Here is a 23,053-nt window from a genome sequence, read left to right on the forward strand (position 1 = left end):
ATGCGTTTTTTCGTTTTGTCTGCTGAAATCAACTTGAAAATCTGTTTGCGAGATACCGAAAATTTTCAAAATTGGAACGCAGGGTCTGTCTTTTTTGGGAAACATCAGGACTCAAAAAAATCAGGCATTATTTTCCTGCTCCTTTCGTGTGCATGTAATAAAAAATAGCACTTAAAACCAAAAAAATTGCTGGAACAATGAAAAGGCTGCCTGTAAGCAGTGACTCTGTAATCTTGCTTTCTGCCAGATCAACAGTTGAAACAGCTAAAATTGCATCTTTGATCTTGTCTGAAATTTGAAGAATAAAAAATGTAAATAAACTTGAAAAAAGAGCTGTTAAGGAAAATTTAAGATACATAAGCCACCAAACTTTCTTAATTTTTCAAAAATTAGTGATCATTACATGTATAATAGCATAGAACGTCTATCTAAAGATCTGAGTTAGTTTCATCCTTGTTATTTACTTGATCCAAAACTTTGATGACTCTCTTATAACGGCAACCCGTTTCCTCTAGTTCTTCCCTTGAAACATCAATGACTAGAACAGGCTTTTTTCTTCCCTGTGATTCCGCCAGTACAATATCGCCTTGTTTAATAAGCCCCCTTAGCCTCTTTGGTATATGCCACTTAAAAGTTTTAGGCCTTACCTTTAATTCACCATTCTGCTTCTTGCAATGGAAAGCTGTAATCGTATTTTTTTCGTCCATTACATACACTCCCTCTGCACTTTACTCTAAGGATAACAATATAAAATAAAAAGAAGCAGGTCTAGCTCCTTCTGCTTCTTTTTCTCTCTTCATTAGCTTTAATTAACATTAAACCTGATACCCCTAGAATGAGTAGTCCTATCTCAAACAGGTTGATTACTACTTCTACTTTCATATTATCTCCTCTCTCGATCCGTATTTCCTAAATTATAACATGCACCATACATTTGATATCAATATCCTAAAATTTGAAAGACTTCATTTTTAAACATATGAAATAGGCTTAAGCCCATTCTGTCTTTGCTTAAGCAAAGACAAAGAGTTTGATAAATGACTGTTTTTTTAGGTCAGTTAAAGGCGGGATCACCTAAGGGTCTGCTCGCAGTCATAAGCCGGTCAGCGCCCGGCAACTCTCTGCGGCATCTCGCTTCCCTCTAAAATGGTCGATAACATGCTGCTGTACACTTCCGGATTTGCCTGCGGCGGATCCGGAAGCTACAGATGCTATGTTTCACATCGAAAGAAGTTTATGTGGGTGTTGATCAGTCGACTTAAATGACTTTTTAAAGTACACGATCCTCCAGTGAACAAACGGAATAAAAGGGAAGTGTGATCATTTGCATACATTGAAACAAAAACCTGTCATGATTTTAGTACACGAAATATACGGAATAAATGATCATATGAAGAGTATGATCGATCATTTTGACAAAGCTGGTTTTGAGGTTTATTGTCCTCATTTATTAGGACAGGCTAAACACTTCCCTTATGTCAGTGAGAATGAGGCATATGACTACTTTATGAATAAAGTTGGTTTTGATGAATCGGTAAAGATCGTATTGAATGTGGCAAAAGAGTTAAAAACGAAAAATGCAGAGAGAGACATATGTCTGATAGGTTTTAGTGTGGGGGCAACAATTGCTTGGCAATGCAGCCAATATGATCAGTTGTTTACCGGATTCATTGGATTTTATGGTTCAAGGATAAGAGATTTTCTCGATATGACGCCTGCCTGCAATACGCTGTTATTTTTCCCGGAAGTTGAAGCATCTTTTAACCCTCGGGAGGTTGCGAATGTTTTGGAGAAAAAGGAAAAGCTATGCGTGAAAATAGTAAAGGGGCAGCATGGGTTCGCCAATCCAGATTCTACGACTTTTCACGCTGAATCTAAAAATCGCTGCTTTCAAGATATAGATGGTTTTATCAAAGAGTGTCTACAAAAGAAAAATGACTCATGACTGTTTGAAATGAGACTCGAATAGAGGGAAATGAAACCAGTGTGTCATGTAAGTTTGTATGCTGGTTTTTTCGTGCAATTCTTTTGGATATAAGGCATCCTATCAAATGATCAGAATCACCGTATAGTTGTGCGAACATTACTAAAATAAAGACTTTGTAACAGTGACGATAGAAGGAAGCATATTTATTATAAAAGATGTATAATTAGTAGGTTGTTTTGAAAATGGAATAATCACATGGAGACATGTTTTGATAACAGAACATCTTAGAAGAAGGAGGGCATCATTGTGGATGTTGGACAAAATCAGCCCGAACAATTGAAAAGGGCGATGACCTCCCGCCATTTATTTATGATTTCTCTTGGCGGTGTCATTGGGACAGGCTTTTTCCTTGGAACAGGCTATACGATTGGACAAGCAGGGCCAGTTGGAGCTGTTCTTTCCTATATAGTGGGCGGATTGATTATGTATTTAACCATGCTGTGTTTGGGAGAGCTGTCAGTCGCGCTTCCTGTGTCGGGGTCGTTTCATACGTATGCGACGAAATTTGTGAGTCCTGCAGCAGGTTTTGCTGTTGGCTGGATTTATTGGCTTGGCTGGGCAGCCACCGTGGCGCTGGAATTTTTATCAGCAGGGCAGCTGATGAGACGCTGGCTTCCACAAGTGGATGTGTGGATTTGGTGTCTCATATTTGGGCTGTGTTTGTTCTTATTAAATGCCAGGTCAGCGAAAGCGTTCGGGGAGTCGGAGTTTTTCTTTTCAACCATTAAGATTGTTGCCATCTTACTATTTATTGGCGTAGGCGGAGCGGCGATGTTTGGTTTTATTCAAACGACGAGCGGGGAACCAGCTCCTTACTTTAGTCATTTTGTGAGTGACGGTCTGTTTCCGAATGGCTTGCTGGCCGTTGTCGTCACGATGATCACGGTGAATTTTTCGTTTCAAGGGACGGAGCTGATCGGGATTGCGGCAGGAGAAAGTGAAAATCCGGAGAAAACCGTACCTCGCTCTATTCATCAGACGGTTTGGCGCACCCTTGTCTTTTTCGTTTTATCTATTTTTGTCTTAGCGGGTATGGTGCCTTGGAAAGAAGCGAGTGTGCTGCAAAGCCCATTTGTCACTGTGTTTGAGAGAACGGGCATTCCTTATGCGGCAGATATCATGAACTTTGTCATTATCATTGCTTTATTATCTGTGGCGAACTCTGGCCTATATGCCTCTACGAGAATGCTGTACTCTTTGTCGAAGGAAGGAATGGCAGGGAAGGCGTTTAGACGAGTCAATCAGCGGGGCATCCCGATGAATGCCTTACTGCTCACTTTCCTGTTTACAGGTATTTCGTTATTATCAGGATTCTTTGCAGAGAAAACCGTTTTTGCTTGGATCGTGTCTATTGCGGGCATGAGTGCCCAAACCGGCTGGATTACGATTACATTATCACAGCTGCTTTTCCGCAGAAGATATTTGAAAGCAGGCGGAAAGCTGGAAAACCTAAAATTTAAAACCCCTCTTTATCCGGCACTGCCGATTATTGCGATCACGCTGAACTCGATTGTGCTAATCAGTCTTGCCTTTGATGCGGAGCAGCGGATTGGGCTGTATGTCGGCGTACCGCTCATGATCATTGGATATGTTGTCTATCACCGCTATGTGAAAAAACATCAGGTGAAAAGTGAACCGCTCCAGTTGCAAATCCACGGAGATGATGAAATTCGGTTTTAATTCAAAAAAAGAAGCCTTCCCATTTGGGAGGCTTCTTTTTCAATTTAATGCACACCTTTCATCGCTTTCTTAATCACCGGTGTAAGCAGGAGCATAGCGCCACATAAAATGATGGCGAGCATGCCGATGATCCCGAAATAGACGGTTTCTGGCACTTTATCAAATAGCTTGACCACTTGCGCATTGATGGCCTGTGCCATTGCATTTGAAAGGAACCAAAGGCTCATCGTTTGCGCTGAGAAGGCAGCAGGTGCCAGTTTTGTTGTCGCTGACAGCCCAACTGGTGATAAGCAAAGCTCTCCGATGACGACAAGGAAGAAGCTTAGAACGAGCCATAGTGGGCTTACAAGTGTATGTGGTCCAGACATGTAGGCAGGAATGATCATGATGATAAAGGATAATCCTGCGAACAGAAGGCCAAGTGAGAATTTAATCGGGGTAGACGGCTGTTTCTTACCGAGTCTGACCCATAACCAAGCAAATACTGGTGACAGGAGCACAATAAAGATTGGGTTCAATGATTGGAACCAAGAAGAGGCTAATGTCATGCCAAGGAAATTCAAGTTTGTTCGCTGATCTGCATATGTGGCTAAAATATTTGAGCCTTGTTCTTGAATGGCCCAGAACATCACCGCAGCTAGGAACAATGGAATATAAGAGAGTACCCTCGACTGCTCAACTGCACTCGTTTTTTTACTAAAATACATCACAATAAAATAAACAATTGGAATCAGTACACCAAGGACACTGACAAACCAAGTGAATAGATTAATCGTGAGCGCTCCTGTTTGAATACCGATGACAGCAAAAACAGCAAGTACAATCACGATCAATGTACCGAAAATTTTGAAGTTCTTGCGTTCAGTAGCTGATAGTGGATTTGTGACATAAGTGCCGGCAAGTCCAAGATTCGGCTTTTTCGTGATGACAAACGTAATCAGTCCAACAAGCATACCAACGGCAGCGAGTGAGAAACCAAGGTGGAAATTCACTTTTTGACCGAGTGTTCCGACAATTAATGGGGCGATAAAACCACCCATGTTGATCCCCATATAGAAAATACTGAATCCAGAATCCCTGCGAGGGTCTGTTTTTGTATACAGGTCACCGACTATGTTTGACACGTTCGGCTTTAGGAGACCTGTCCCAATAATAATCAGCCCCATACTAATAAAGAGCGCTGTTGCACCGCTAGGTAGTGCCAAAATGACATGACCAAGCATAATGAATACCCCGCCATAAAAGACCGTACTGGACGAACCAAATACCCGGTCGGCAAGCCATCCGCCAATAATGCCTGACATATAGACAAGCGCACCATAGACAGACATGATCGAATTAGCGGTTGTCTGGTCGAAGCCAAGACCGCCTTTTGTCACCTCTGTGTACATATAATAAATAAGTAGTGCACGCATGCCATAATAAGAAAAACGCTCCCAAAATTCAGTGAAAAACAGTGTGTAAAGTCCTTTAGGATGTCCAAAAAACCCTTTTTGAGGAACACTTTTAACAATTTTATCGTGGTCAATTGTAGACATGGCATAGATCCTTTCTTAAAAAAAGAGATATGAGAAAAATGATATTCTTGTATAGTTCTTGTGTCAATATAAAACTATTCTAAAACAGGAAAATGTTAGTTCAATAGGCGTAAAGACTCAAAAAGATGAAAAATTCGCTCAAGTGAAAATCATCGGAAAGTTATTTCAGAAGAATTTATATAAAATTTGAAATATCGTACAAGCAAACCTTTCCCACATGCATAGGATGACAAGAGGACATGTGTAAAAAGGAGGGGTTTTCATTGGGGGATGTAAATGAATCTGATCTGAAGAAACCCATTGTCAATGTATTAGACTTTGGCGTGATTGCTGACGGGAAAACGGACTGTACAGCGAAACTGAACGAATGCCTGGAATGGACAAAAGCACAGGGCTACTCCCACGTCTGGCTGCCGAGTGGAACGTATCTAATAGATGCGGTGTACAGGGGGGATCAATTTTTTCCTTTTCGTCATGCCGGCATACGAGTGCCAAGTCATATTTGTATTGAGATGGCATCAGATGCCGTCATCAAAGTGAAACCAAATGATTCGTGGGGATATGCAGCCTTTTATATAGGAGAGGTAGAGCATGTGACCATTCGGGGCGGGCGGATTGAAGGCGACCGTGATGAGCATGTGTACAAGGCACTCCCGCCAGAAAGAAAAACACATGAATGGGGCTTCGGGGTGTGTATTGAAGGTGCTTCCCATGTGAATATCGATCGTGTTCAAATAAACAATTGTACGGGAGACGGCATCATTGTCAGTCCACACGGTTTATTGACCCATATCGAATCGTACTCGCCTGCTTCGTCTATTCATATTTCTGGCTGCACCATCACTGACTCAAGGCGAAACAATATTTCTATTACAGGCTGTGATGGTGTCATTGTGGAAGACTGTTTGCTTGAAAGGGCAGGGGTAAACGGGGTCGAGCCAAAAATGGGCATTGATATTGAAGGATACGGAGAAAATGCGACCAACTTGGAGGAACCGCTGAATATTCAAATTCGAAACAACATAGTCAGAGGCGGCGCAGCCAGCTCTATCTATAATTTCAACGGCTATGGTGTGATCATTGAAGGCAATCAAACGGACAGCAGTATCTCCTATGGCTTCGCCACTGAAATGATCATTGCGAATAATTTGATTCGTGCAGTGGGAGGGGGCGTGACAAAAGCAGGGATTACGAGCTTAGGCGTGCCGCTTGATCAATCGGAAAACAATGTGATCATTATTGGCAATATGATTGAAGGATTTGAAAAGGGTATTGATGTGAGGGGAGACAGCGTGCACATCACAGGTAATAAAATCAGTCTTTTTGAAGATGCGGCTGTGTCTGTCTATATGGCCAATCGTATTTTAATAGAAGGAAACCATATTGAGTCAGGGACAAACACACGGCTTAGAAGTACATCGCTGCGTATTTATCAATCAGACAGCATTGTTTTTTCAAACAATACCGTCTACTCTGTCATCGATGCGGCGATGGTCAGAGGAACGAATATCTTAATTCAGCATAATCAATTCAAGGAATTCAGCCGAGGGATATGGGTGCAGGAGGGAGAAGCGGGGATCAACGGCAATCACTTTATTCAAGAAGGACATTCACAGCTCGCATCTTCGTATACAATCAGCGTGACAGGAAATGCAAAGGCTTTCATATGGCAGAATCGTTTTAAGCACTATCAAAACTATGCCGTCTACAGCAATACGACCGCTCCTTTAGAGATTAAAGACAATTCCTTTGAAGAAACGTCCTTATATGTGGTGATGTACATTAAAAATGGCTCACCTCAAATTGGAGATAACCGCTTTTATTTAAATCGTTCAATCGGACAGCCGACAGCCGTTTTTCTTGATGAGGTTGTCTCAGCACGTGTGCTGCGGAATAACATCATTAATCTCTCTCCTCAAAAAGCGATTGCCGTCCGCACCATATCTTCCACTCATTCGGTGATTGCCCATAACGTACTAGAGCGCAGTCAATTGATGACGCACTCCACGGACCGGCTCATCGGAAATATTGAAATTGATCCACCGTAAACGCCTGTAAATCCCTTTTTTTGGAGGTTTAGAAGGCGGTTGACAATCATGTAAAAAGGGCATATAGTAATAATTATTTTTCATTTTTCACAACATTTGCCCTTTTTTTATGGATAAAACCGATTAATTCAATCAGAAAAATGTATCTTGTAAAATAATCACTTGATACAAGGAAGATATAGAAAGGATGAAGAACAAGTGTCACAGCCGAAACGGAAGCTCAAGCTAGGCGTATTCATCGCGGGAACTGGACATCATGTCGCCTCTTGGAGACATCCGAAAGCAGTACCAGACGCAGCCATGAATCTTGATTACTTTAAACAATTAGCAAAAAAGGCCGAGGAAGGGAAGCTGGATTTGCTCTTTTTAGCCGACAGCTTATCAATTAATCATACCTCTCATCCAAATGTATTAACGAGATTTGAACCGCTCACCCTGCTTTCTTCGATTGCACAGTCTACCTCAACAATTGGTTTAGCAGCAACAGCATCAACTACATACAGTGAGCCATTCCATATTGCGAGACAGTTTGCCTCACTCGATCATTTATCAGGCGGACGAGCAGCATGGAATGTGGTCACATCTTCTATTGAAGAAACAGCGAAAAATTTTAGCGGAGAAGAGCATTTAGCACACCACAAACGATACGAACGAGCTGAAGAATTCGTCGATGTCGTCAAAGGTCTGTGGGATTCTTGGGAAGAGGACGCACTTATTAGAAATCAAGAAACAGGAGAATTTTTTGAGTCTAGTAAGCTTCATGAGCTGCAGCACAAAGGTGAATTCTTCTCCGTACGGGGTCCGCTTAACGTATCACGCACCCCTCAAGGACAGCCAGTGATCATTCAAGCAGGGTCTTCTGAAGATGGTCAAAAGCTTGCGGCTAAAACGGCTGAGCTTATTTTTACGGCACAAAACGATCTCGACAAAGCGAAGGAATTTTACCAAAGCTTGAAGGGAAAAGTAGAGGCTGCTGGGCGAGCTAGAGAGGATGTCAGCATCATGCCGGGCATCTTCCCAATCATTGCCGATACAGTAGAAGAGGCAAAAGCGAAGTATCAAGAATTACAAGAGCTGATTGTTCCAGAAATCGGCCTTAGCATTTTACAAAACTACTTAGGGGGTATTGATCTTTCGCAGTATCCACTAGACGGACCGCTTCCAGAGATTGATCCAAGCGCGTCAAATGCCGTGAAAAGCCGCTTTGACCTTGTGATGAATATGGCGAGAAAGGACAACCTGACCATTCGCCAGCTCTACCAATCTGTTGCAGGTTCCCGTGGGCACCATATCTTCATTGGAACACCAGAGCAGCTAGCAGATGTGATGGAGACATGGCTCGTTGAGGAAGCAGCCGACGGTTTTAACGTGATGCCGCCATTATTGCCAGAAGGACTTGATGCCTTCGTAGACCGCGTCGTTCCGATCCTTCAGGAAAGAGGCCTGTTCAAAACAGAATACACAGGACAAACTTTACGAGAAAATCTCGGCTTAAAACAGCCAAAAAATCGCTACACGACATAAAGGTGAGGTGACTAACGTTGGGATATACGTTTCGTCTGGCAACTGAGGATGATATAGAAGCGCTACTTGAACTGACAACAAGAGCCTACGAGCCGATTCGTGAGCTCGGAATCCAGTTCCAAGCAGCACATGCAGATGTCGCCCTCGTTCAGAAAAATGTACAAAAGAACCTTTGCTATGTAATGGAAGAAAACGGAGAGCTTCTCTCCACCTTATCACTCCGTATGCCTTGGGGAGAACAGCCAGGACCATTCGGCGTTCCTCATATTTGGTGGTTTGCTTCAGAACCAGCGGCAAAAAAAGGCACAGGCTCAGCCTTGCTTGAGTGGGTTGAAACGGAAGTGCTAAGGGACACACTAAAGGTACCGTATGTCTCTCTTGGGACAGCTGATAAGCATCCGTGGCTCATGGACATGTATGAGCGTAAAGGCTATGTCAGAGCAGGTGAAAAGGATCTAGGTAAAGGCCATATCACCATTTATTTTAAAAAACAATTAAGATCAGATATTACACAACCATAAGAGGAAAGAAGGGTGTACGAACATGAAAAACAAAAAGTGGCTAGTTGTTTTATTTGCGGCAATGCTTGCGGTGTTAGCAGCATGCGGCGGGGGCAATCAGAGTGAAGGCAAAGACGAGAAAGTGCTTAAAGTGGGCGCTACAGGCCAAAGCTATCCATTTGCTTATAAAGAAAACGGCAAACTAGTAGGATTTGATGTCGAGGTCACAGAAGCCATTGCGAAAAAACTAGGCTACAAACTAGACTGGCAGCTGAGTGAATTTAGCGGACTGATGGGCCAGCTGACATCTGGTAAGCTGGATACCGTATCAAACCAAGTTGCGATTACAGATGAGCGTAAACAAACGTTCAACTTTACAGATACGTATGCATACGCAGGAACACAAATCATTGTCAAGAAGGACAACAAGGACATTAAAGGACTTGACGACTTAAAAGGAAAAACGGTGGCAGCTGTTCTTGGCTCAAACCATGCCAAAAACCTAGAGAGCAAAGACCCAGACAAGAAAATCAACATCAAAACATATGAAACACAAGACGGTGTCTTAAATGAAGTCGCAAATGGCCGTGTAGATGCTTACGTCAACGGACGCAGTGTCTTGTTAGCTCAAATTGAAAAAACAGGACTTCCACTCAAAATCGTCGGCAACCCAATCGTATATGAAGAAGTCGGCTACCCATTTGCCAAAGATGAAAAGCACGACAAGCTAAGAGAAGAATTCAATCAAGCGATCAAAGAATTAAGAGAAGACGGAACACTGAAGAAATTGTCTGAGAAATATTTCAAAGACGATGTCACAGTTCCAATTAAAAAATAACAACAGCGGCGGTGAAAAGCAGACATGAATCACATTGATTGGCAGTATATGGTGACGGTTTTTCCAACCTTGATTCAATACTTGCCGATAACGATCTTCATGGCGATTGTCTCCATGGTATTTGCCATTATCATTGGTGTGGTATTCGCGCTTATAACGAAAAACCGGATACCTGTCTTATACCAATTTGCCAAGCTGTATATTTCTTTTTTCAGAGCGGTTCCAACTTTGGTTCAGCTCTTTCTCATTTATTTTGGTCTTCCGCAGCTATTCCCTGCGATGACCTCAATGGATGCCTTAACAGCGGTCATTATCGGTTTAAGTATTAAAAACTCAGCGTACTTAGCAGAAATTTTTAGAGCGGCTCTTAATTCAGTGGATGAAGGGCAGCTTGAGGCCTGTTTATCTGTCGGCATGACAAGATGGCAGTCTTACGTCAGAATTATTTTCCCGCAGGCCGTCAGAAATGCCATTCCAGCGACGGGGAATACCTTTATTGGACTTTTAAAAGAAACATCGCTTGCCTTTACCATTGGGGTGGCAGAAATGTTTGCGCAAGGGAAAATGATTGCATCGGCCAACTATAAGTACTTTGAAACGTATTTAGCGGTTGGCATTGTGTATTGGGTGCTCACCATCATTTATAGTTTCCTGCAAGACCTATTTGAACGAAAAATCAGCAAACCTTACCGGAATTAAGGAGGTGTGGACATGATCAAGCTCACCAATTTGAAAAAATCATTCGGCGACCTTGTCGTCTTAGACGGAATTAATCTTGACGTGCAAAAAGGGCAGGTTGTGGCCATTATCGGACCTTCTGGCTCCGGTAAATCAACATTGCTGCGCTGTCTAAATCTATTAGAAACGCCAGATGAAGGTACGATTGAAATTGGCGATGCGAAGCTGAATGCGTCTAAATATACACGTAAAGAAGCCCATCACCTGCGTCAGCAAACGGCCATGGTGTTTCAAAACTATAATTTATTCAAAAACAAAACAGCCCTGCAAAACATTACAGAGTCACTGCTTGTGACGAAAAAAATGACAAAACAGCAGGCAAATGAGATCGGTATGGAGCTATTGAAACAAGTAGGGCTAGAACAAAAAGCTGACAGCTATCCGGTTACACTATCCGGCGGTCAGCAGCAGCGGATTGGCATTGCCCGTGCGTTAGCGGTCGATCCACATGCGATTCTGCTGGATGAACCAACGTCAGCACTAGATCCAGAGCTTGTCTCAGGTGTGCTTCAAGTCATTAAATCCATTGCCATTCAAGAAACAACGATGATCATCGTGACACATGAAATGGCGTTTGCAAGAGAAGTAGCAGATCATGTCATTTTTATGGCAGATGGTCATATCATTGAGCAGGGAACGCCAACCGAACTATTTGACGAAACGCAGAATGAACGAACAAAACGATTTATCCAAAAAGAAGCAGCGGCTGAAGAAGCATAAGCTGCTTTTTACTCTTTAGAGGGGTGAGTATCAGTGAAATCATTAGGAAATGAAGCTTTAAACAAACGTTTAATTAACATGCGCCGAGCGCTTCATGAGCATCCAGAGCTAGCATTTGAAGAGTATGAAACGACAAAAAAACTACGAGGCTGGTTACAAGAGGAAGGGATCACAGTGCTCGATTTCCCAGATCTTCAAACCGGGGTCGTTTGTGAAATCAAAGGAGAACAAGAGGGACCAACGATTGCTCTGAGAGCCGATATTGACGCACTTCCGATTGAAGAAGCATCTGGCGAACCATTTTCTTCAAAGATACAAGGGAAAATGCATGCATGCGGCCATGATTTCCATACCGCTTCGATTTTTGGTGCGGCCGTCCTATTAAACGAACGGAAACATGAGCTCAAGGGAACAGTCCGCATTTTGTTCCAGCCGGCTGAGGAAGTGGCGCAAGGAGCGAAACACGTCATAGAGGCAGGCGTCTTAAATGGAGTGGATGTGATATTTGGTATGCACAATAAACCTAACCTGCCAGTTGGCACCATCGGGATAAGAGAAAAAGCGTTAATGGCGAGTGTCGATCGGTTTGAAATCGACATTCAAGGAACGGGTGGTCATGCTGGAATTCCAAATCACACAATTGATCCGATTGCCATCAGCGGTCAGATCACAAGCGCCCTACAGCAAATTGTCAGCCGCCGCATTAGTTCTTTACATCATGCGGTTGTCAGCATCACACGTATTCAAGGCGGCACATCATGGAATGTGATACCTGATCGCGTCGAGATGGAAGGGACCGTTCGGACGTTTGAACCTGAAGTGAGAGCGATGATTCCAGATCTCATGAAACAGATCGTGAGCGGTATCGCAGAAGGATTTGGCGCAAAGGCAGAAGTGAAATGGCATCCGTATTTACCTTCTGTGATGAATGACGAGCGTTTGACAAAGGTTGTGGAAGAAACGGCAGGAGCGCTTGATCTCGCAGTAGTGGAGGCAGAACAGTCACCAGGCGGAGAAGACTTTGCCCTTTACCAAGAGCACATTCCAGGCTTTTTCGTCTGGATGGGGACGAGCGGTACCGAGGAATGGCATCACCCTGCCTTTACGTTAAATGAAGACGCACTCCCTGTTGCCGCTGCCTTCTTTGCCGAGCTTGCGGTTCGGGCATTGGAGTCAAGATCATGGAACTAACGAAACAGCTCGCAGAGGCAGTGCTCTCTGCTGATCCGTTGCAAGATCAACAGGCCGTTCAAATGGCTCGAAACGGTCTGTTAGACGCTGCGGCAGCAGCGCTTGCTGCAAAAGAGGATGAAGGGATTCAGAAGCTCATGGCGCTGGTGGAACAAGAAGGCGGCGCGGCTCAAATTCCTGTCATTGGACAAGGGAAGAAGGTCAGCCGTCAATCCGCGGCCATGCTAAATGGCTACCTGATTCACGCCCTTGATTATGATGATGTGCATTCTGATGTGAGAGGACACCCAAGTGCGGTCATCATCCCGGCCTTGCTTTCCCAGCTGACCAACGGGGAGGCGTACAGTGATCGATTTCTAGCAGCCTGCATTACTGGCGTCGAAGTAATGGCAAGGCTAGGTGAATCCATCGGCAAGTCGCACTATGAGCGGGGCTGGCATAATACCGGAACTCTCGGAGCCATTGCAGCAGTCTGTGCGATTGGTTATTTGAAACAAGTTTCACAGAAAGAGCTGGCGAAAGCGATCGGCTTTGCAGGTGCGCAATCAGCTGGAATGCGAAAGCAGTTTGGGACTGATATGAAACCATTACAAGCTGGCCTCGCCGCTAAAACAGCCGTATGGTCCATAGATTTAGCTTGCTCAGGTTTTGGCGGGAGTGAATCGCTTCTGGATGGAGAGCTGGGCTTCTTTTCTCTCTATGGGGATCAGAAACTAGCGGAAAGATGTTTGCTAGAAGACTATGGCACTGCGTGGCGTATCGTGTCGCCAGGTCTATGGTTTAAAGTGTATCCGTTCTGTTCAGCGGCGCATCATGCAGCTGATGCGATCGAGTCATTAGTACAAGAACACTCTTTCTTACAGGGGAAGATCGAACAGGTCGACGTCATGTTTCCGCCTGGCGGAGATGCCGCACTCACGGAACGGACACCTTTGACGGGAGAAGAGGGACGATTTAGTGTCGAGTATGTCATCGCACTAGCGGTGTTTGGACAACCTTTATCACTGGATGCTTTTACGAAAAAAGCCATTTCACCAGAGCTGCGGACATGGATGAAGCGGGTAAATAGAGTATATGATCAAACGATAGAACCCCATCCAGACGCAGTGCCAAAAGGACGATTTACGATTGTAAAGCTCACCTTATCTGACGGGTCAACCATCAGCAAACGTGTTGATATCCCTCGGGGAGCACCAGGCTGTGCGTTATCGACAGAAGACATCATACAAAAGTTAAGCAGCGTCACCAGCACATCACAGGCAAAGCAGCTTTTACAGGCGGTTGAAGAGGGGAATGACGCTGCCTATCTGAAGTTGCTCGTGTGATATGAAAAAAGCTCATCTTTGGAGATGAGCTTTTTAAATGTCCTTATTCTTATAAGAGTGAATACACTCTATGACGTCAAACTTCGTCAGGTGAACAATTGATCTACAACAATCACATTTAAAAACGACCCTATTCTATGACAGAGGCAAAACGAGTTTTATCTTTTAGGTGTATTTTTAAAGGTATCAAATCGCAAATCGACGAATTTAGTAGTACGTTTAAAGATTTAAATCATTGATATGAAGGGAGTATGAAATGTTAACTATTCGTCGTATCTATCAAAAAAATTATCCTAAAGGAAAACAAGTATATTATCAATATACATCTGAAAAATACTATGAAATTCATATGGAAACCAGTCACAATGGTTGGAACATCTCCCTTACAGAAGAAGTATTTGAAGCGCCAGTTAAAAAAAATCTAAAAGAGGAGATTTTCGATCCATATAAAGAGGGTTCAGAGGTTTACGTGTCAGAGATGAATGGTGAAGAAACTGGAATTATAGTCATTCAACACATGAAATGGAATAATACATTACTCATTCATGATTTATATGTGGATAAACAATTTAAAAGAAAAGGTATTGGCAGCACTTTCATTAAAATGGCACAAAAACGCGCTCGTGAATTGGGAGTTAGAATGATTGTATTAGAAACCCAATCATCCAATTTTCCAGCTATCCAGTTTTATTTGAAAAATGGCTTTCAACTGATTGGATTAAATGTCAATTCTTATTCAAATGAAGATATAAAGAAAAAGGAAATTCGCATCGAAATGGGGTGCCTTATAAAAAATCACAATTAGCTTCGTTAGGGCACACCGCCCTGGATATGCATGTCCAGTTCCAAACTGTTTTATATAGACCATTTATAATGATCAGGAAGCGTGTCATTTCATTCTTTTACTAAATGGGAGACTTCTTCATCTGAAAGAATGTAAATGACACTGTCCTCATCTTAGACTATCCTCTGCAATTCCTTCATTTTGCCATTCTACTATATTAAAAAAGAACAATGTGATTCCCCAAAATGTCAACTCCATCAAAAAGTATGAATAAAAGATGACCAAAGCATGATAAGTTCATGAAATCGTATCAATCCAATTGAGATTTGAGAAGGAACATGTAAAATAAAGCTACATAAAGAAAAACAAAGGCAACAGCGGAGGCTGATGATGAAAATATTAATGATTGAAGATAACCAGAGTGTTTGTACAATGACGGATATGTTTTTTCAACGAGAAGGATTTCAAGCGGAATTTGTCCATGATGGATTAGAAGGATTGAATCGATTTAAGCAAGAGGAGGATTGGGATCTGCTCATCTTAGATGTCATGCTTCCTTCAATGGATGGTCTGACCATTTGTCAAAAAGTACGCCAGATTAGTGATGTTCCGATTATTATGCTGACAGCAAAGGAAACGGAATCTGATCAGGTGCTGGGCTTCGATCTTGGGGCAGATGATTATGTGACAAAACCCTTTAGTCCGCTCACCTTAATGGCAAGAATCAAAGCAGTGAAACGACGTTTTGCTCAAACAACATCTACTCAAGAAGGAGCGAAAGAGGATGAACGGCTAGAGACCGAACATTTTCAGTTAGATAAAAAAACGAGAGAAGTGTTTCTAGAGGGGAAACGGATCGAAAATTTAACGCCAAAGGAATACGATCTGCTGTGCTTTTTTATACAGCATCCTCGGCAAGTATTTTCACGAGAACAATTGCTTGAGCAAATTTGGGGATACCAATTTTATGGTGATGAACGAACAGTTGATGTTCATATTAAACGATTGCGCCAAAAAATCGGAGACGGACCTAAGCCCTTTCTGTATACGGTATGGGGCGTAGGGTATAAGTTCGATGAAGATTAAATATTTTTACCAGTTGCTGATTAGTCACCTTGGGTTATTGCTCATCGCCATCATTATTATCAGCACCCTCATGTCTCATTTTGTAAAAGATATTGCCTATCAAAATAGGGTAGACGAAATGAGTTCGTATGGGAATGAAATTTTGGAGAATTTTAAACAACTGTCGAAAGCCGAGATGAACTTCCGTTTGCGTCCATTTGAAGACATTCTTTCGACAAGACAAATCCGTTTTTTCGTCTTTGATGAAAAAGGGACTGTGCTGTCTCAGCAGCAAGAGATGCCACCGCATGAAGCGTTACTCACAAAAGATTTGTGGGCCAAGCTTGCAAAAGGAGAAGAAATCATTGTCAAGCGAAGTGATTCGCGCCGGCTTGATCAAGAAGCATCACTTGTGGCACTTCCTGTCATGGAAGAAGGAAAGCTGAAGGGCGGGGTGGTGCTCATAGCTCCTATTCAAGGAGCAGAAGAGTTGATTGCTCAAATGAACCGGTATTTATATATCATCGTGTTTGTGGCATTGACGATTACCTTTATTCTCAGTCTGTTTCTGTCGAAGTTCCATGTGAATCGTATCAAAAAATTGAGAGAGGCAACTGAGAAAATTGCGCATGGTGACTACAACATTCATCTTGAAAACAAACACCTTGATGAAATTGGCACACTAGGTGAGGATTTTAATATGATGGCCAATCGTCTTCAACGGTCAAGAGAGGAAATTGACCGGCTCGAAAAACGAAGACGCCAATTCATTGCGGATGTGTCTCACGAATTGAAAACACCGCTGACGACCATTCGAGGATTGGTCGAATGGCTGAATACTGCGGATGTGCCGGCAGAAGAGAAAGAGAAATGCTATGCGCTCATCACTGATGAGACAAAACGAATGCTGCGTCTCGTCAATGAAAATATGGATTATGAGAAAATCAGGTCGAATCAAATCACCCTTCAAAAATTTCACTATCCACTCATTGATACGTTTGAAGTGATTAAGGAGCAGCTGAGCCGAATGGCTGAAGAGAAAAACAATCAGCTCATGGTAGAGGTTCACCCTGAACAAAAGGTATACGCAGATTATGACCGGCTCATTCAAATCCTCGTCAACATCACAAAGAACGCCATCCAATTTACAGAAGGCGGCCGTATTTCTTTGAGAGGGAAAGAAGAGAACGGGGAAACGATCATTGAAGTAGAAGACACGGGAATCGGCATTGCACCTGAAGAAGTCAAACACATTTGGGAACGTTTTTATAAAGCGGATATTTCGAGAACGAATACACCATATGGAGAATACGGACTTGGCCTGTCGATTGTCAAGCAGCTTGTAGACTTGCATGACGGACAGATTGATTTAAAAAGTGAAAAACAAAAGGGAACAACATTTATCATTCGTTTACCGCTTCCACAGGAAAAGGGCTAAACTCTGTTTAGCCTCAGCGTGTAGACAAACCCTCGCATTCGGTGTCAGTCCTGCGTGCCGGTGCTCACGAATGTGAAATTCGCTCCGCGCCGGTACTCGTCTTTCCTAGACTGCAAAGGTTTTCTATCACGCTGAAAAGAAGAAAAAGGGCTAAACTCCGTTTAGCCCTTTTTAATGTATCATCACTTATTCTGTTTTGGAGAACGTTAGGCCGATATGAGCAAGTGCCTGCGGTAAATCCTTACGAATGGTGATGTCTTTAAATGAAATATTCGATTGAATCGCACTCAGCGCAAGGTCTTGCTTAATTCCTGTTAAAACAGCTGAAATGCCTAACAGTCTTAACGTTTGCGCATAGCTGACCAAGTATTGAATGCTTTGTTCATTGAGTCGTTTTGTCCCTGAAACATCAATGACCAAATGAGAGAGCGACAGCCTGTAGCTTTCCTGTAAAATGGTTTCTAAAATATGCTGCGCACGTGTCTCTTCGATATCACCAAGAAGAGGGAGCACGGCGACACCGTCAACAACAGGTACGATCGGTACAGATAATTGCTGAATCTGCCGATTGGCCTGGTCGAGTTCTAAGACGTAACTCAACAAAGATGCCATCGTTTCAAACATATGAACATGCTCTTCTGTAAATTGCTGCGGCCTTAGGTCAAGTCCACAAATTGTTCCATAGTTCGTACCATCAGTAAAATCGATGGGAACCCCAATAAATGAGCCGCCTTGCAGCTGTTTCGTGACGTCTAAGTTTTTTGAACGCTCGTCCAAGCGGATATCAGGGATCAACAGCGTATCGCGATGATCGACCGCCAGCTTGCAAAATGTCTTCTCGTAAGGATTTTCTTCCCCTTCTTCAAGAAGCTGCTCGTCATGATTTAGCACCTTCACAATCTGATTGGTGTTTTGATCATTTTTAGCAATAAACAGTGTATTCATATGAATGAATTGACTCATCATGTTTAAAATACTTGTAGAAGCATCATGAAAATTGCGAAACTGTTTTAATAGTTGTTGACGAGGCATGGATTAGGACTCCTTGTAGCTCCGATCAATGGCCGGAACAATAGTTGATTTGTCTCTATCATACAAAATCAAACGAGAAATAGATATACTTTAATGCGCAAATCGTGTGAGATCAAAAAGACTGCCGATCCGGAGATCTGACAGTCTGCTGATTAAATGGTGACAGGCACCGTGGACATAGAGAAAAATTCCTCATATAAGGCTTGAACGGCTTCTTTTTCTTGAGCTGCTTTGACGCCAAACATCATGCTCACCTCTGAAGAGCCTTGGTTGATCATTTCAATATTCACTTTGGCTTTTGACAGCGCTTTTGCCGCTCTTGCTGTTGTACCAACATTATGACGCATCGCTTCTCCTACGACCATAATAAGCGAGAGGTTCCGCTCTAGAACCACTTCATCTGCATCAAGCACAAGCTTTAATCGGTCTAAAAGCTCTTGTTCAATCTGCTGCTCCTCCAGCTGATCCTGCCTTAAAATAATGGTCATATCATCAATGCCAGAAGGCACGTGTTCATACGTAAGTCCATATTCCTCTAACGTTTGCAACACCTTACGTCCAAAGCCCACTTCTCGGTTCATCAAATACTTAGAGATATAAATACTGCAAAATCCATTGTCTGACGCGATTCCCACAACAGGGCCATTCGTATGATCCCGTTGATTTACAATTTTCGTGCCTTTGGCCGCTGGATTATTGGTGTTCTTAATCTGAACAGGAATGCCTGCCCGAAAGGCTGGAATAAGTGCCTCATCATGAAATACAGAAAAACCCGCATAGGACAATTCACGCATTTCACGATACGTCAGCTCTGTGATTTCCTTTGGTTCATGAACGATCGTTGGATTGACGGCGTAGACTGCATCCACATCCGTAAAGTTTTCATACACATCTGCCTTCAGTCCATTTGCCAAAATGGAACCGGTAATGTCTGATCCACTACGGGAAAAAGTGACGATATCACCCGCTAGACTAAAACCGAAAAAGCCAGGGAACACAATAATGCCAGAGCGTTCTCTTAATTTGTACAAATGATCATACGATTCTGGAAGGACTTGCGCTTGACCAGGCTCGTCGCTGACAAATAGACCCGCTTCTTTTGGATTCACATAGTGCGCTTCGACGCCTTGATGCTGAAAGTAGGCTGCAATCAGCTTTGCGTTATTATCTTCACCGCTTGCTTTAATCGCATCAAGATAACGCTCAGGATGAGAAGAATCAGCCTGTAATAACGTGTTTACATCTTGCCGGATGGTGTCAATAATGTCTTGACCTAATCCCAGCTCATCCGCAATCGAGGCATATCGCTCGATGACAGCTTCTTGTAAATCGTTTGCTTCACCTAAACGTAAATATTGTTCACCGCAACTAATTAATAGATCGGTGACCTTCGTATCCGTTGAATGCCGTTTTCCTGGTGCGGAAACAACGACTGCTTTTCGAGCTGGATCTGCTGTGACAATGTCAAATACCTTTTGCAGCTGCTTGCCAGAAGCAAGAGAACTGCCACCAAATTTAACGACCTTCAATGCATACATCTCCTATAGTAAAAATTTTCTCACAAATTGAATAGTTTCTATTATCAACTCTTTTCTTCAAATTATCAAGGTTTTTCTTCTCTGAATGAACAAATGTATTTTTGGGGAGGACGTTATGTGTGAATATATGAAAAAAGAGCCGGCGATATGCCGAGCTCTTTGTCTTTATGAAGAAGAGGACGAAGAAGATAGCTCCTGCTTCATCACTTTGTTTTTACGTTTTTCTTTTAAGAAGAACGAGAGAACGAGTCCAATGACCGCAATAGCACCAGACACGATAAATGACGTATTCATGCCATGAACGGCTGACTTCATTGGATCGGATAATGCTGCATTGGCAGCAGAGCTGCTCATAATGGAGACAAGCACAGCCGTCCCGATAGAGCCGCCCATTTGTCTCATCGTATTATTCATTGCTGTCCCGTGCGGAATCAAATGCAGTGGTAACGAGTTAATACCGGCTGTTGTCAGCGGCATCATGATCATCCCAACCCCGATTAAGCGAAGCGTGTAGGCCACTGTAATGAGGGTAATCGATGAATCAAGGCTCAGCATCATAAATGGCAGGGAAGTGACAGCTAGTATCGTAAACCCGCCTAGAGCCAGCCCTTTACCGCCTACTTTGTCAAAAATTCGTCCGATAATCGGCGATAGGAATCCCATAAAGAGAGCCCCTGGCAATAAGATCAACCCTGTATCAAGGGCTGATAACCCCCTGACATTCTGCGTATAGAGCGGCAGAATCGTCTCTGTTCCAATCAGTAAGGCAAAGACGAGCATACCGAGGAAGGTCGTTAAGCTAAAGATCGCAAACTTAAAGACGCCAAACTCAAGCATCGGTCTTTTCAAATTCGACTGACGCAGGATAAAGAAGAACAAGCTCACAGCACCGACAATGAGTGAAATCAGAACGGTCGCACTCGTCCAACCATACGTTCCGACACTTGAAAATCCGTACAGCAGTCCGCCAAATCCGAAGGAAGACAGGATCACCGATAAGACATCGATACGAGTGTCTCTTTGCTGTGTGACATTTTTCATTAAGAAGAAAGCAAGAATGAGATCAATAATACCGATTGGAAGAACAATATAGAATAAGAACTTCCAGCTAAAGGAATCGACAATCCAGCCGCCAAGTGTTGGTCCAAGCGCCGGTGCGAATGAAATCACTAGTCCGACCATACCCATGGCTTGCCCGCGTTTTTCTTTTGGGAAAATGGTTAAAAAGATCGTTTGCATGAGCGGCATCAAAATCCCTGCGCCGGCTGCCTGCACGATACGTGCTGCAAGAAGCACCGGGAAATTCGTGGCGAACGAAGCAAGAATGGTACCTGCTGTAAAAATGCTAAGAGCCGTTAAGACTAAGGAACGGCTTGAAAATTTCTCAATTAAAAAGGCCGTAATTGGGATGAGAATCCCGTTTGTCAGCATAAAGGCTGTGGTCAGCCATTGGCCTTTACTGACATCAATATTGAACTCTTCCATGATATGCGGGATCGCTGGAATGAGAAGCGTTTGGTTTAAGATCGCAACGAACGCCCCAACGAGGAAAATCCCAACAATCACAGACCGATTATACGATGTTGTTGATTGGTTCATATTATCCCTTCTTTATCTATAAAATAATGCTTTTCAGCTGTGACACGTTTTGAGATAAAACGCTGTGTTTGCCTAAATAATCAAGCAATGAGCTAATTAAAAAGGTTCTCGGTTGCTCCTTTGACAGTTCTTGACTCAGCAGTTCAAACGCAGAGAGGAGATCGTCCTTTTCTTCTCCGTTTGATAGTGTGTGAAGCTCTTGTTTCATCTTTGTTAAGTACGAGATGACAAGCTTTTCTTCATCATATTCTTCCTGTGTGGAAAGCAAATAAGAGTTCATCAGCTGATCTGTTAGCACAGGCTCAATGGAGCAAGGCTTTATTGATACACGGTCCATCACACCGATGATCATTTCGGCGGCATTTTCTAATTGGATGTTCTTGTGCTCAATCGCCAACATCAAGATGAATTCTCTCATTAATCCGTTGAGGACAATCACAAGATCCCACACATAAGGCGCAACAGATTCACCATATGTGCTTAAAATGATGTCTCTGTGTCGCTGCATGATAATGGAGCGTGTCTCACGTAAATGCTTAATGACGATGGGCGAATGCTGTGAAAAAGCTTCAAAGGACAGCATATTCAAAAATTTATGATTCTCTTTAAACTCTTCAAGCTCAAGCTTAATCTTTTTTGTGAATTTTTCCTTTTTGGACAGCGTCGTTTCGGAATGAATGATCTGAGAAATCTCTCTCATTTTGCGCTGATTGTATTTAATCAGTTCCAATAGAAGAGCTTCCTTTGAATCAAACAGTTTATAAATAGACGCTTTTGATATTTTACAGGCATCAGCAATTGACTGCATGGAGACACTCATATAGCCTTTTTGAGAAAATAATTTCTTCGATACCCGCAAAATCTCTTCTTGCTTTTCGTTCATCTTCATAAGTCCTTTCCGAATCGGCAAAACCATATGGTCACAATGGAAACCGAGTGGTCACTTTTGCTATGATAACAAAACCAATGGCACATGACAAGAAAAGAAACTTAAAAAAACACCTATCTGATGACAGGTATTTTATCCTTCCGCATGTGCGGCATATATGATGATCTGTCCGTTAAGTTCGGCGATTAAAAGGTCTTCTCGCTCCTTGACAGAGTAAATAGGTGTTCCTTTTTTCAACCGAGAAGCTGTTCCATGTTCAAAATGTGTGGCAGCTGTTTTCTGAATGACACCTACTTGCTGATGTTTTGTTACATTTAATGATTTTGTCCAATCTATGTTTGTTTCATAGATCGTTTCTTCCCATTGAAATAAATCTGCCTGTGGATCGAGAGCTAATAACTCTTCTGCACTAGGTGGTTTAGATTCGGCATACCGGACGGATTGGCATCCACATAAGCAAATGGTGAGTAACATTAAACAAAAGTAAGTCCATAATTTTCGTGTCAAATGAGATCCTCCCCTTCACAAGAAAGCTATTATATAGTCATAGTCGTTTCCGAAGGATGTATCGTTACTTTAATGAGGCGAGTAAGGAGATTGTATGTTGGCACGAAATACG

Annotated in this window: 21 protein-coding genes; 13 read left to right on the forward strand and 8 right to left on the reverse strand. The window is 42.8% G+C overall.

The genetic code is table 11. The features are described 5' to 3' along the window. Positions 1-127 precede the first annotated feature (127 nt). Together NSQ64_RS02710 and NSQ64_RS02715 are read right to left on the reverse strand one after the other, a co-directional pair. Positions 128-358 (reverse strand): hypothetical protein, encoded by a 231-nt coding sequence (locus NSQ64_RS02710; RefSeq protein WP_341014924.1) that lies wholly within the window; start codon positions 356-358, stop codon positions 128-130. A 70-nt stretch (positions 359-428) separates the two neighbouring features. Continuing rightward, on the reverse strand, positions 429-707 hold the full coding sequence (locus NSQ64_RS02715; protein WP_341014927.1) for a DUF5839 family protein: 279 nt from the start codon (positions 705-707) through the stop codon (positions 429-431). A 617-nt stretch (positions 708-1,324) separates the two neighbouring features. On the opposite strand from NSQ64_RS02715, the gene NSQ64_RS02720 reads away from it, so the two are divergent. Together NSQ64_RS02720 and NSQ64_RS02725 are read left to right on the forward strand one after the other, a co-directional pair. Further along, a complete protein-coding gene (locus NSQ64_RS02720; RefSeq protein WP_341014929.1) occupies positions 1,325-1,945 on the forward strand; it encodes a dienelactone hydrolase family protein in 621 nt (206 codons plus the stop codon). Positions 1,946-2,233: 288 nt separating this feature from the next. Beyond that, a complete protein-coding gene (locus NSQ64_RS02725; RefSeq protein ID WP_041091095.1) occupies positions 2,234-3,667 on the forward strand; it encodes an amino acid permease in 1,434 nt (477 codons plus the stop codon). Between the two features lie 44 nt (positions 3,668-3,711). Here the strand turns inward: NSQ64_RS02725 and NSQ64_RS02730 are convergent, their stop codons facing one another. Continuing rightward, on the reverse strand, positions 3,712-5,205 hold the full coding sequence (locus NSQ64_RS02730) for a peptide MFS transporter (RefSeq protein ID WP_341014931.1): 1,494 nt from the start codon (positions 5,203-5,205) through the stop codon (positions 3,712-3,714). Between the two features lie 263 nt (positions 5,206-5,468). Here NSQ64_RS02730 and NSQ64_RS02735 point away from each other — a divergent pair, with 263 nt between their 5' ends. The 11 genes from NSQ64_RS02735 (at position 5,469) to NSQ64_RS02785 (ending at position 17,376) form a co-directional block, all read left to right on the forward strand. Continuing rightward, positions 5,469-7,253, forward strand: a complete 1,785-nt coding sequence (locus NSQ64_RS02735) for a right-handed parallel beta-helix repeat-containing protein (RefSeq protein WP_341014935.1) — start codon at positions 5,469-5,471, stop codon at positions 7,251-7,253. Between the two features lie 198 nt (positions 7,254-7,451). Then, positions 7,452-8,777 carry an LLM class flavin-dependent oxidoreductase gene (locus tag NSQ64_RS02740; RefSeq protein ID WP_341014938.1) on the forward strand — a complete coding sequence of 442 codons (1,326 nt, stop codon included), beginning with the start codon at positions 7,452-7,454 and terminating at the stop codon, positions 8,775-8,777. A 17-nt stretch (positions 8,778-8,794) separates the two neighbouring features. Then, entirely contained in the window at positions 8,795-9,298 is a 504-nt protein-coding gene (locus NSQ64_RS02745; RefSeq protein WP_045035007.1) for a GNAT family N-acetyltransferase, read from the forward strand. A 22-nt stretch (positions 9,299-9,320) separates the two neighbouring features. Continuing rightward, complete coding sequence (locus tag NSQ64_RS02750) at positions 9,321-10,115, forward strand: amino acid ABC transporter substrate-binding protein (protein ID WP_007498164.1); 795 nt, start codon at positions 9,321-9,323, stop codon at positions 10,113-10,115. A 24-nt stretch (positions 10,116-10,139) separates the two neighbouring features. After that, on the forward strand, positions 10,140-10,814 hold the full coding sequence (locus tag NSQ64_RS02755; protein WP_007498163.1) for an amino acid ABC transporter permease: 675 nt from the start codon (positions 10,140-10,142) through the stop codon (positions 10,812-10,814). Positions 10,815-10,826: 12 nt separating this feature from the next. Continuing rightward, complete coding sequence (locus tag NSQ64_RS02760; RefSeq protein WP_181891224.1) at positions 10,827-11,573, forward strand: amino acid ABC transporter ATP-binding protein; 747 nt, start codon at positions 10,827-10,829, stop codon at positions 11,571-11,573. A gap of 33 nt (positions 11,574-11,606) precedes the next feature. Then, positions 11,607-12,764 (forward strand): amidohydrolase, encoded by a 1,158-nt coding sequence (locus NSQ64_RS02765; RefSeq protein ID WP_341014941.1) that lies wholly within the window; start codon positions 11,607-11,609, stop codon positions 12,762-12,764. After that, positions 12,755-14,089 carry an MmgE/PrpD family protein gene (locus NSQ64_RS02770; protein ID WP_341014943.1) on the forward strand — a complete coding sequence of 445 codons (1,335 nt, stop codon included), beginning with the start codon at positions 12,755-12,757 and terminating at the stop codon, positions 14,087-14,089. Before NSQ64_RS02765 ends, NSQ64_RS02770 begins: the two co-directional genes overlap by 10 nt. 256 nt (positions 14,090-14,345) lie before the next feature. Continuing rightward, entirely contained in the window at positions 14,346-14,894 is a 549-nt protein-coding gene (locus NSQ64_RS02775; RefSeq protein WP_341014946.1) for a GNAT family N-acetyltransferase, read from the forward strand. Between the two features lie 369 nt (positions 14,895-15,263). After that, positions 15,264-15,959 carry a response regulator transcription factor gene (locus NSQ64_RS02780; protein ID WP_024720193.1) on the forward strand — a complete coding sequence of 232 codons (696 nt, stop codon included), beginning with the start codon at positions 15,264-15,266 and terminating at the stop codon, positions 15,957-15,959. After that, positions 15,949-17,376: a HAMP domain-containing sensor histidine kinase gene (locus NSQ64_RS02785; RefSeq protein ID WP_341014948.1), complete on the forward strand. Its 1,428-nt coding sequence runs from the start codon at positions 15,949-15,951 to the stop codon at positions 17,374-17,376. Before NSQ64_RS02780 ends, NSQ64_RS02785 begins: the two co-directional genes overlap by 11 nt. A gap of 186 nt (positions 17,377-17,562) precedes the next feature. On the opposite strand, the gene NSQ64_RS02790 is transcribed toward NSQ64_RS02785, so the two are convergent. The 5 genes from NSQ64_RS02790 to NSQ64_RS02810 form a co-directional block, all read right to left on the reverse strand. Beyond that, positions 17,563-18,408: a GAF domain-containing protein gene (locus tag NSQ64_RS02790; protein WP_024720194.1), complete on the reverse strand. Its 846-nt coding sequence runs from the start codon at positions 18,406-18,408 to the stop codon at positions 17,563-17,565. Between the two features lie 152 nt (positions 18,409-18,560). After that, entirely contained in the window at positions 18,561-19,937 is a 1,377-nt protein-coding gene (locus NSQ64_RS02795) for an aspartate kinase (protein ID WP_341014950.1), read from the reverse strand. A 174-nt stretch (positions 19,938-20,111) separates the two neighbouring features. Beyond that, the gene (locus tag NSQ64_RS02800) at positions 20,112-21,545 is read right to left on the reverse strand and encodes an MDR family MFS transporter (protein WP_341014952.1); all 1,434 of its coding nucleotides are present in this window, start codon (positions 21,543-21,545) and stop codon (positions 20,112-20,114) included. A gap of 16 nt (positions 21,546-21,561) precedes the next feature. Next, entirely contained in the window at positions 21,562-22,428 is an 867-nt protein-coding gene (locus tag NSQ64_RS02805; RefSeq protein WP_341014954.1) for a TetR/AcrR family transcriptional regulator, read from the reverse strand. A 138-nt stretch (positions 22,429-22,566) separates the two neighbouring features. Next, positions 22,567-22,941, reverse strand: coding sequence for a hypothetical protein (locus NSQ64_RS02810; protein ID WP_341014956.1), 375 nt, complete (start codon positions 22,939-22,941; stop codon positions 22,567-22,569). Positions 22,942-23,053: the final 112 nt, after the last annotated feature.

Origin of the sequence: Bacillus sp. FSL W8-0183, from assembly GCF_038006825.1 — a bacterium.
Classification (GTDB): domain Bacteria; phylum Bacillota; class Bacilli; order Bacillales; family Bacillaceae; genus Bacillus; species Bacillus altitudinis.

Coding starts and splice junctions, on each gene's coding strand:
- NSQ64_RS02710 (WP_341014924.1), bottom strand. CDS start 358: ATGTATCTTAAATTTTCCTTAACAGCTCTTTTTTCAAGTTTATTTACA.
- NSQ64_RS02715 (WP_341014927.1), bottom strand. CDS start 707: ATGGACGAAAAAAATACGATTACAGCTTTCCATTGCAAGAAGCAGAAT.
- NSQ64_RS02730 (WP_341014931.1), bottom strand. CDS start 5,205: ATGTCTACAATTGACCACGATAAAATTGTTAAAAGTGTTCCTCAAAAA.
- NSQ64_RS02750 (WP_007498164.1), top strand. CDS start 9,321: ATGAAAAACAAAAAGTGGCTAGTTGTTTTATTTGCGGCAATGCTTGCG.
- NSQ64_RS02755 (WP_007498163.1), top strand. CDS start 10,140: ATGAATCACATTGATTGGCAGTATATGGTGACGGTTTTTCCAACCTTG.
- NSQ64_RS02760 (WP_181891224.1), top strand. CDS start 10,827: ATGATCAAGCTCACCAATTTGAAAAAATCATTCGGCGACCTTGTCGTC.
- NSQ64_RS02770 (WP_341014943.1), top strand. CDS start 12,755: ATGGAACTAACGAAACAGCTCGCAGAGGCAGTGCTCTCTGCTGATCCG.
- NSQ64_RS02775 (WP_341014946.1), top strand. CDS start 14,346: ATGTTAACTATTCGTCGTATCTATCAAAAAAATTATCCTAAAGGAAAA.
- NSQ64_RS02780 (WP_024720193.1), top strand. CDS start 15,264: ATGAAAATATTAATGATTGAAGATAACCAGAGTGTTTGTACAATGACG.
- NSQ64_RS02785 (WP_341014948.1), top strand. CDS start 15,949: ATGAAGATTAAATATTTTTACCAGTTGCTGATTAGTCACCTTGGGTTA.
- NSQ64_RS02790 (WP_024720194.1), bottom strand. CDS start 18,408: ATGCCTCGTCAACAACTATTAAAACAGTTTCGCAATTTTCATGATGCT.
- NSQ64_RS02800 (WP_341014952.1), bottom strand. CDS start 21,545: ATGAACCAATCAACAACATCGTATAATCGGTCTGTGATTGTTGGGATT.
- NSQ64_RS02805 (WP_341014954.1), bottom strand. CDS start 22,428: ATGAACGAAAAGCAAGAAGAGATTTTGCGGGTATCGAAGAAATTATTT.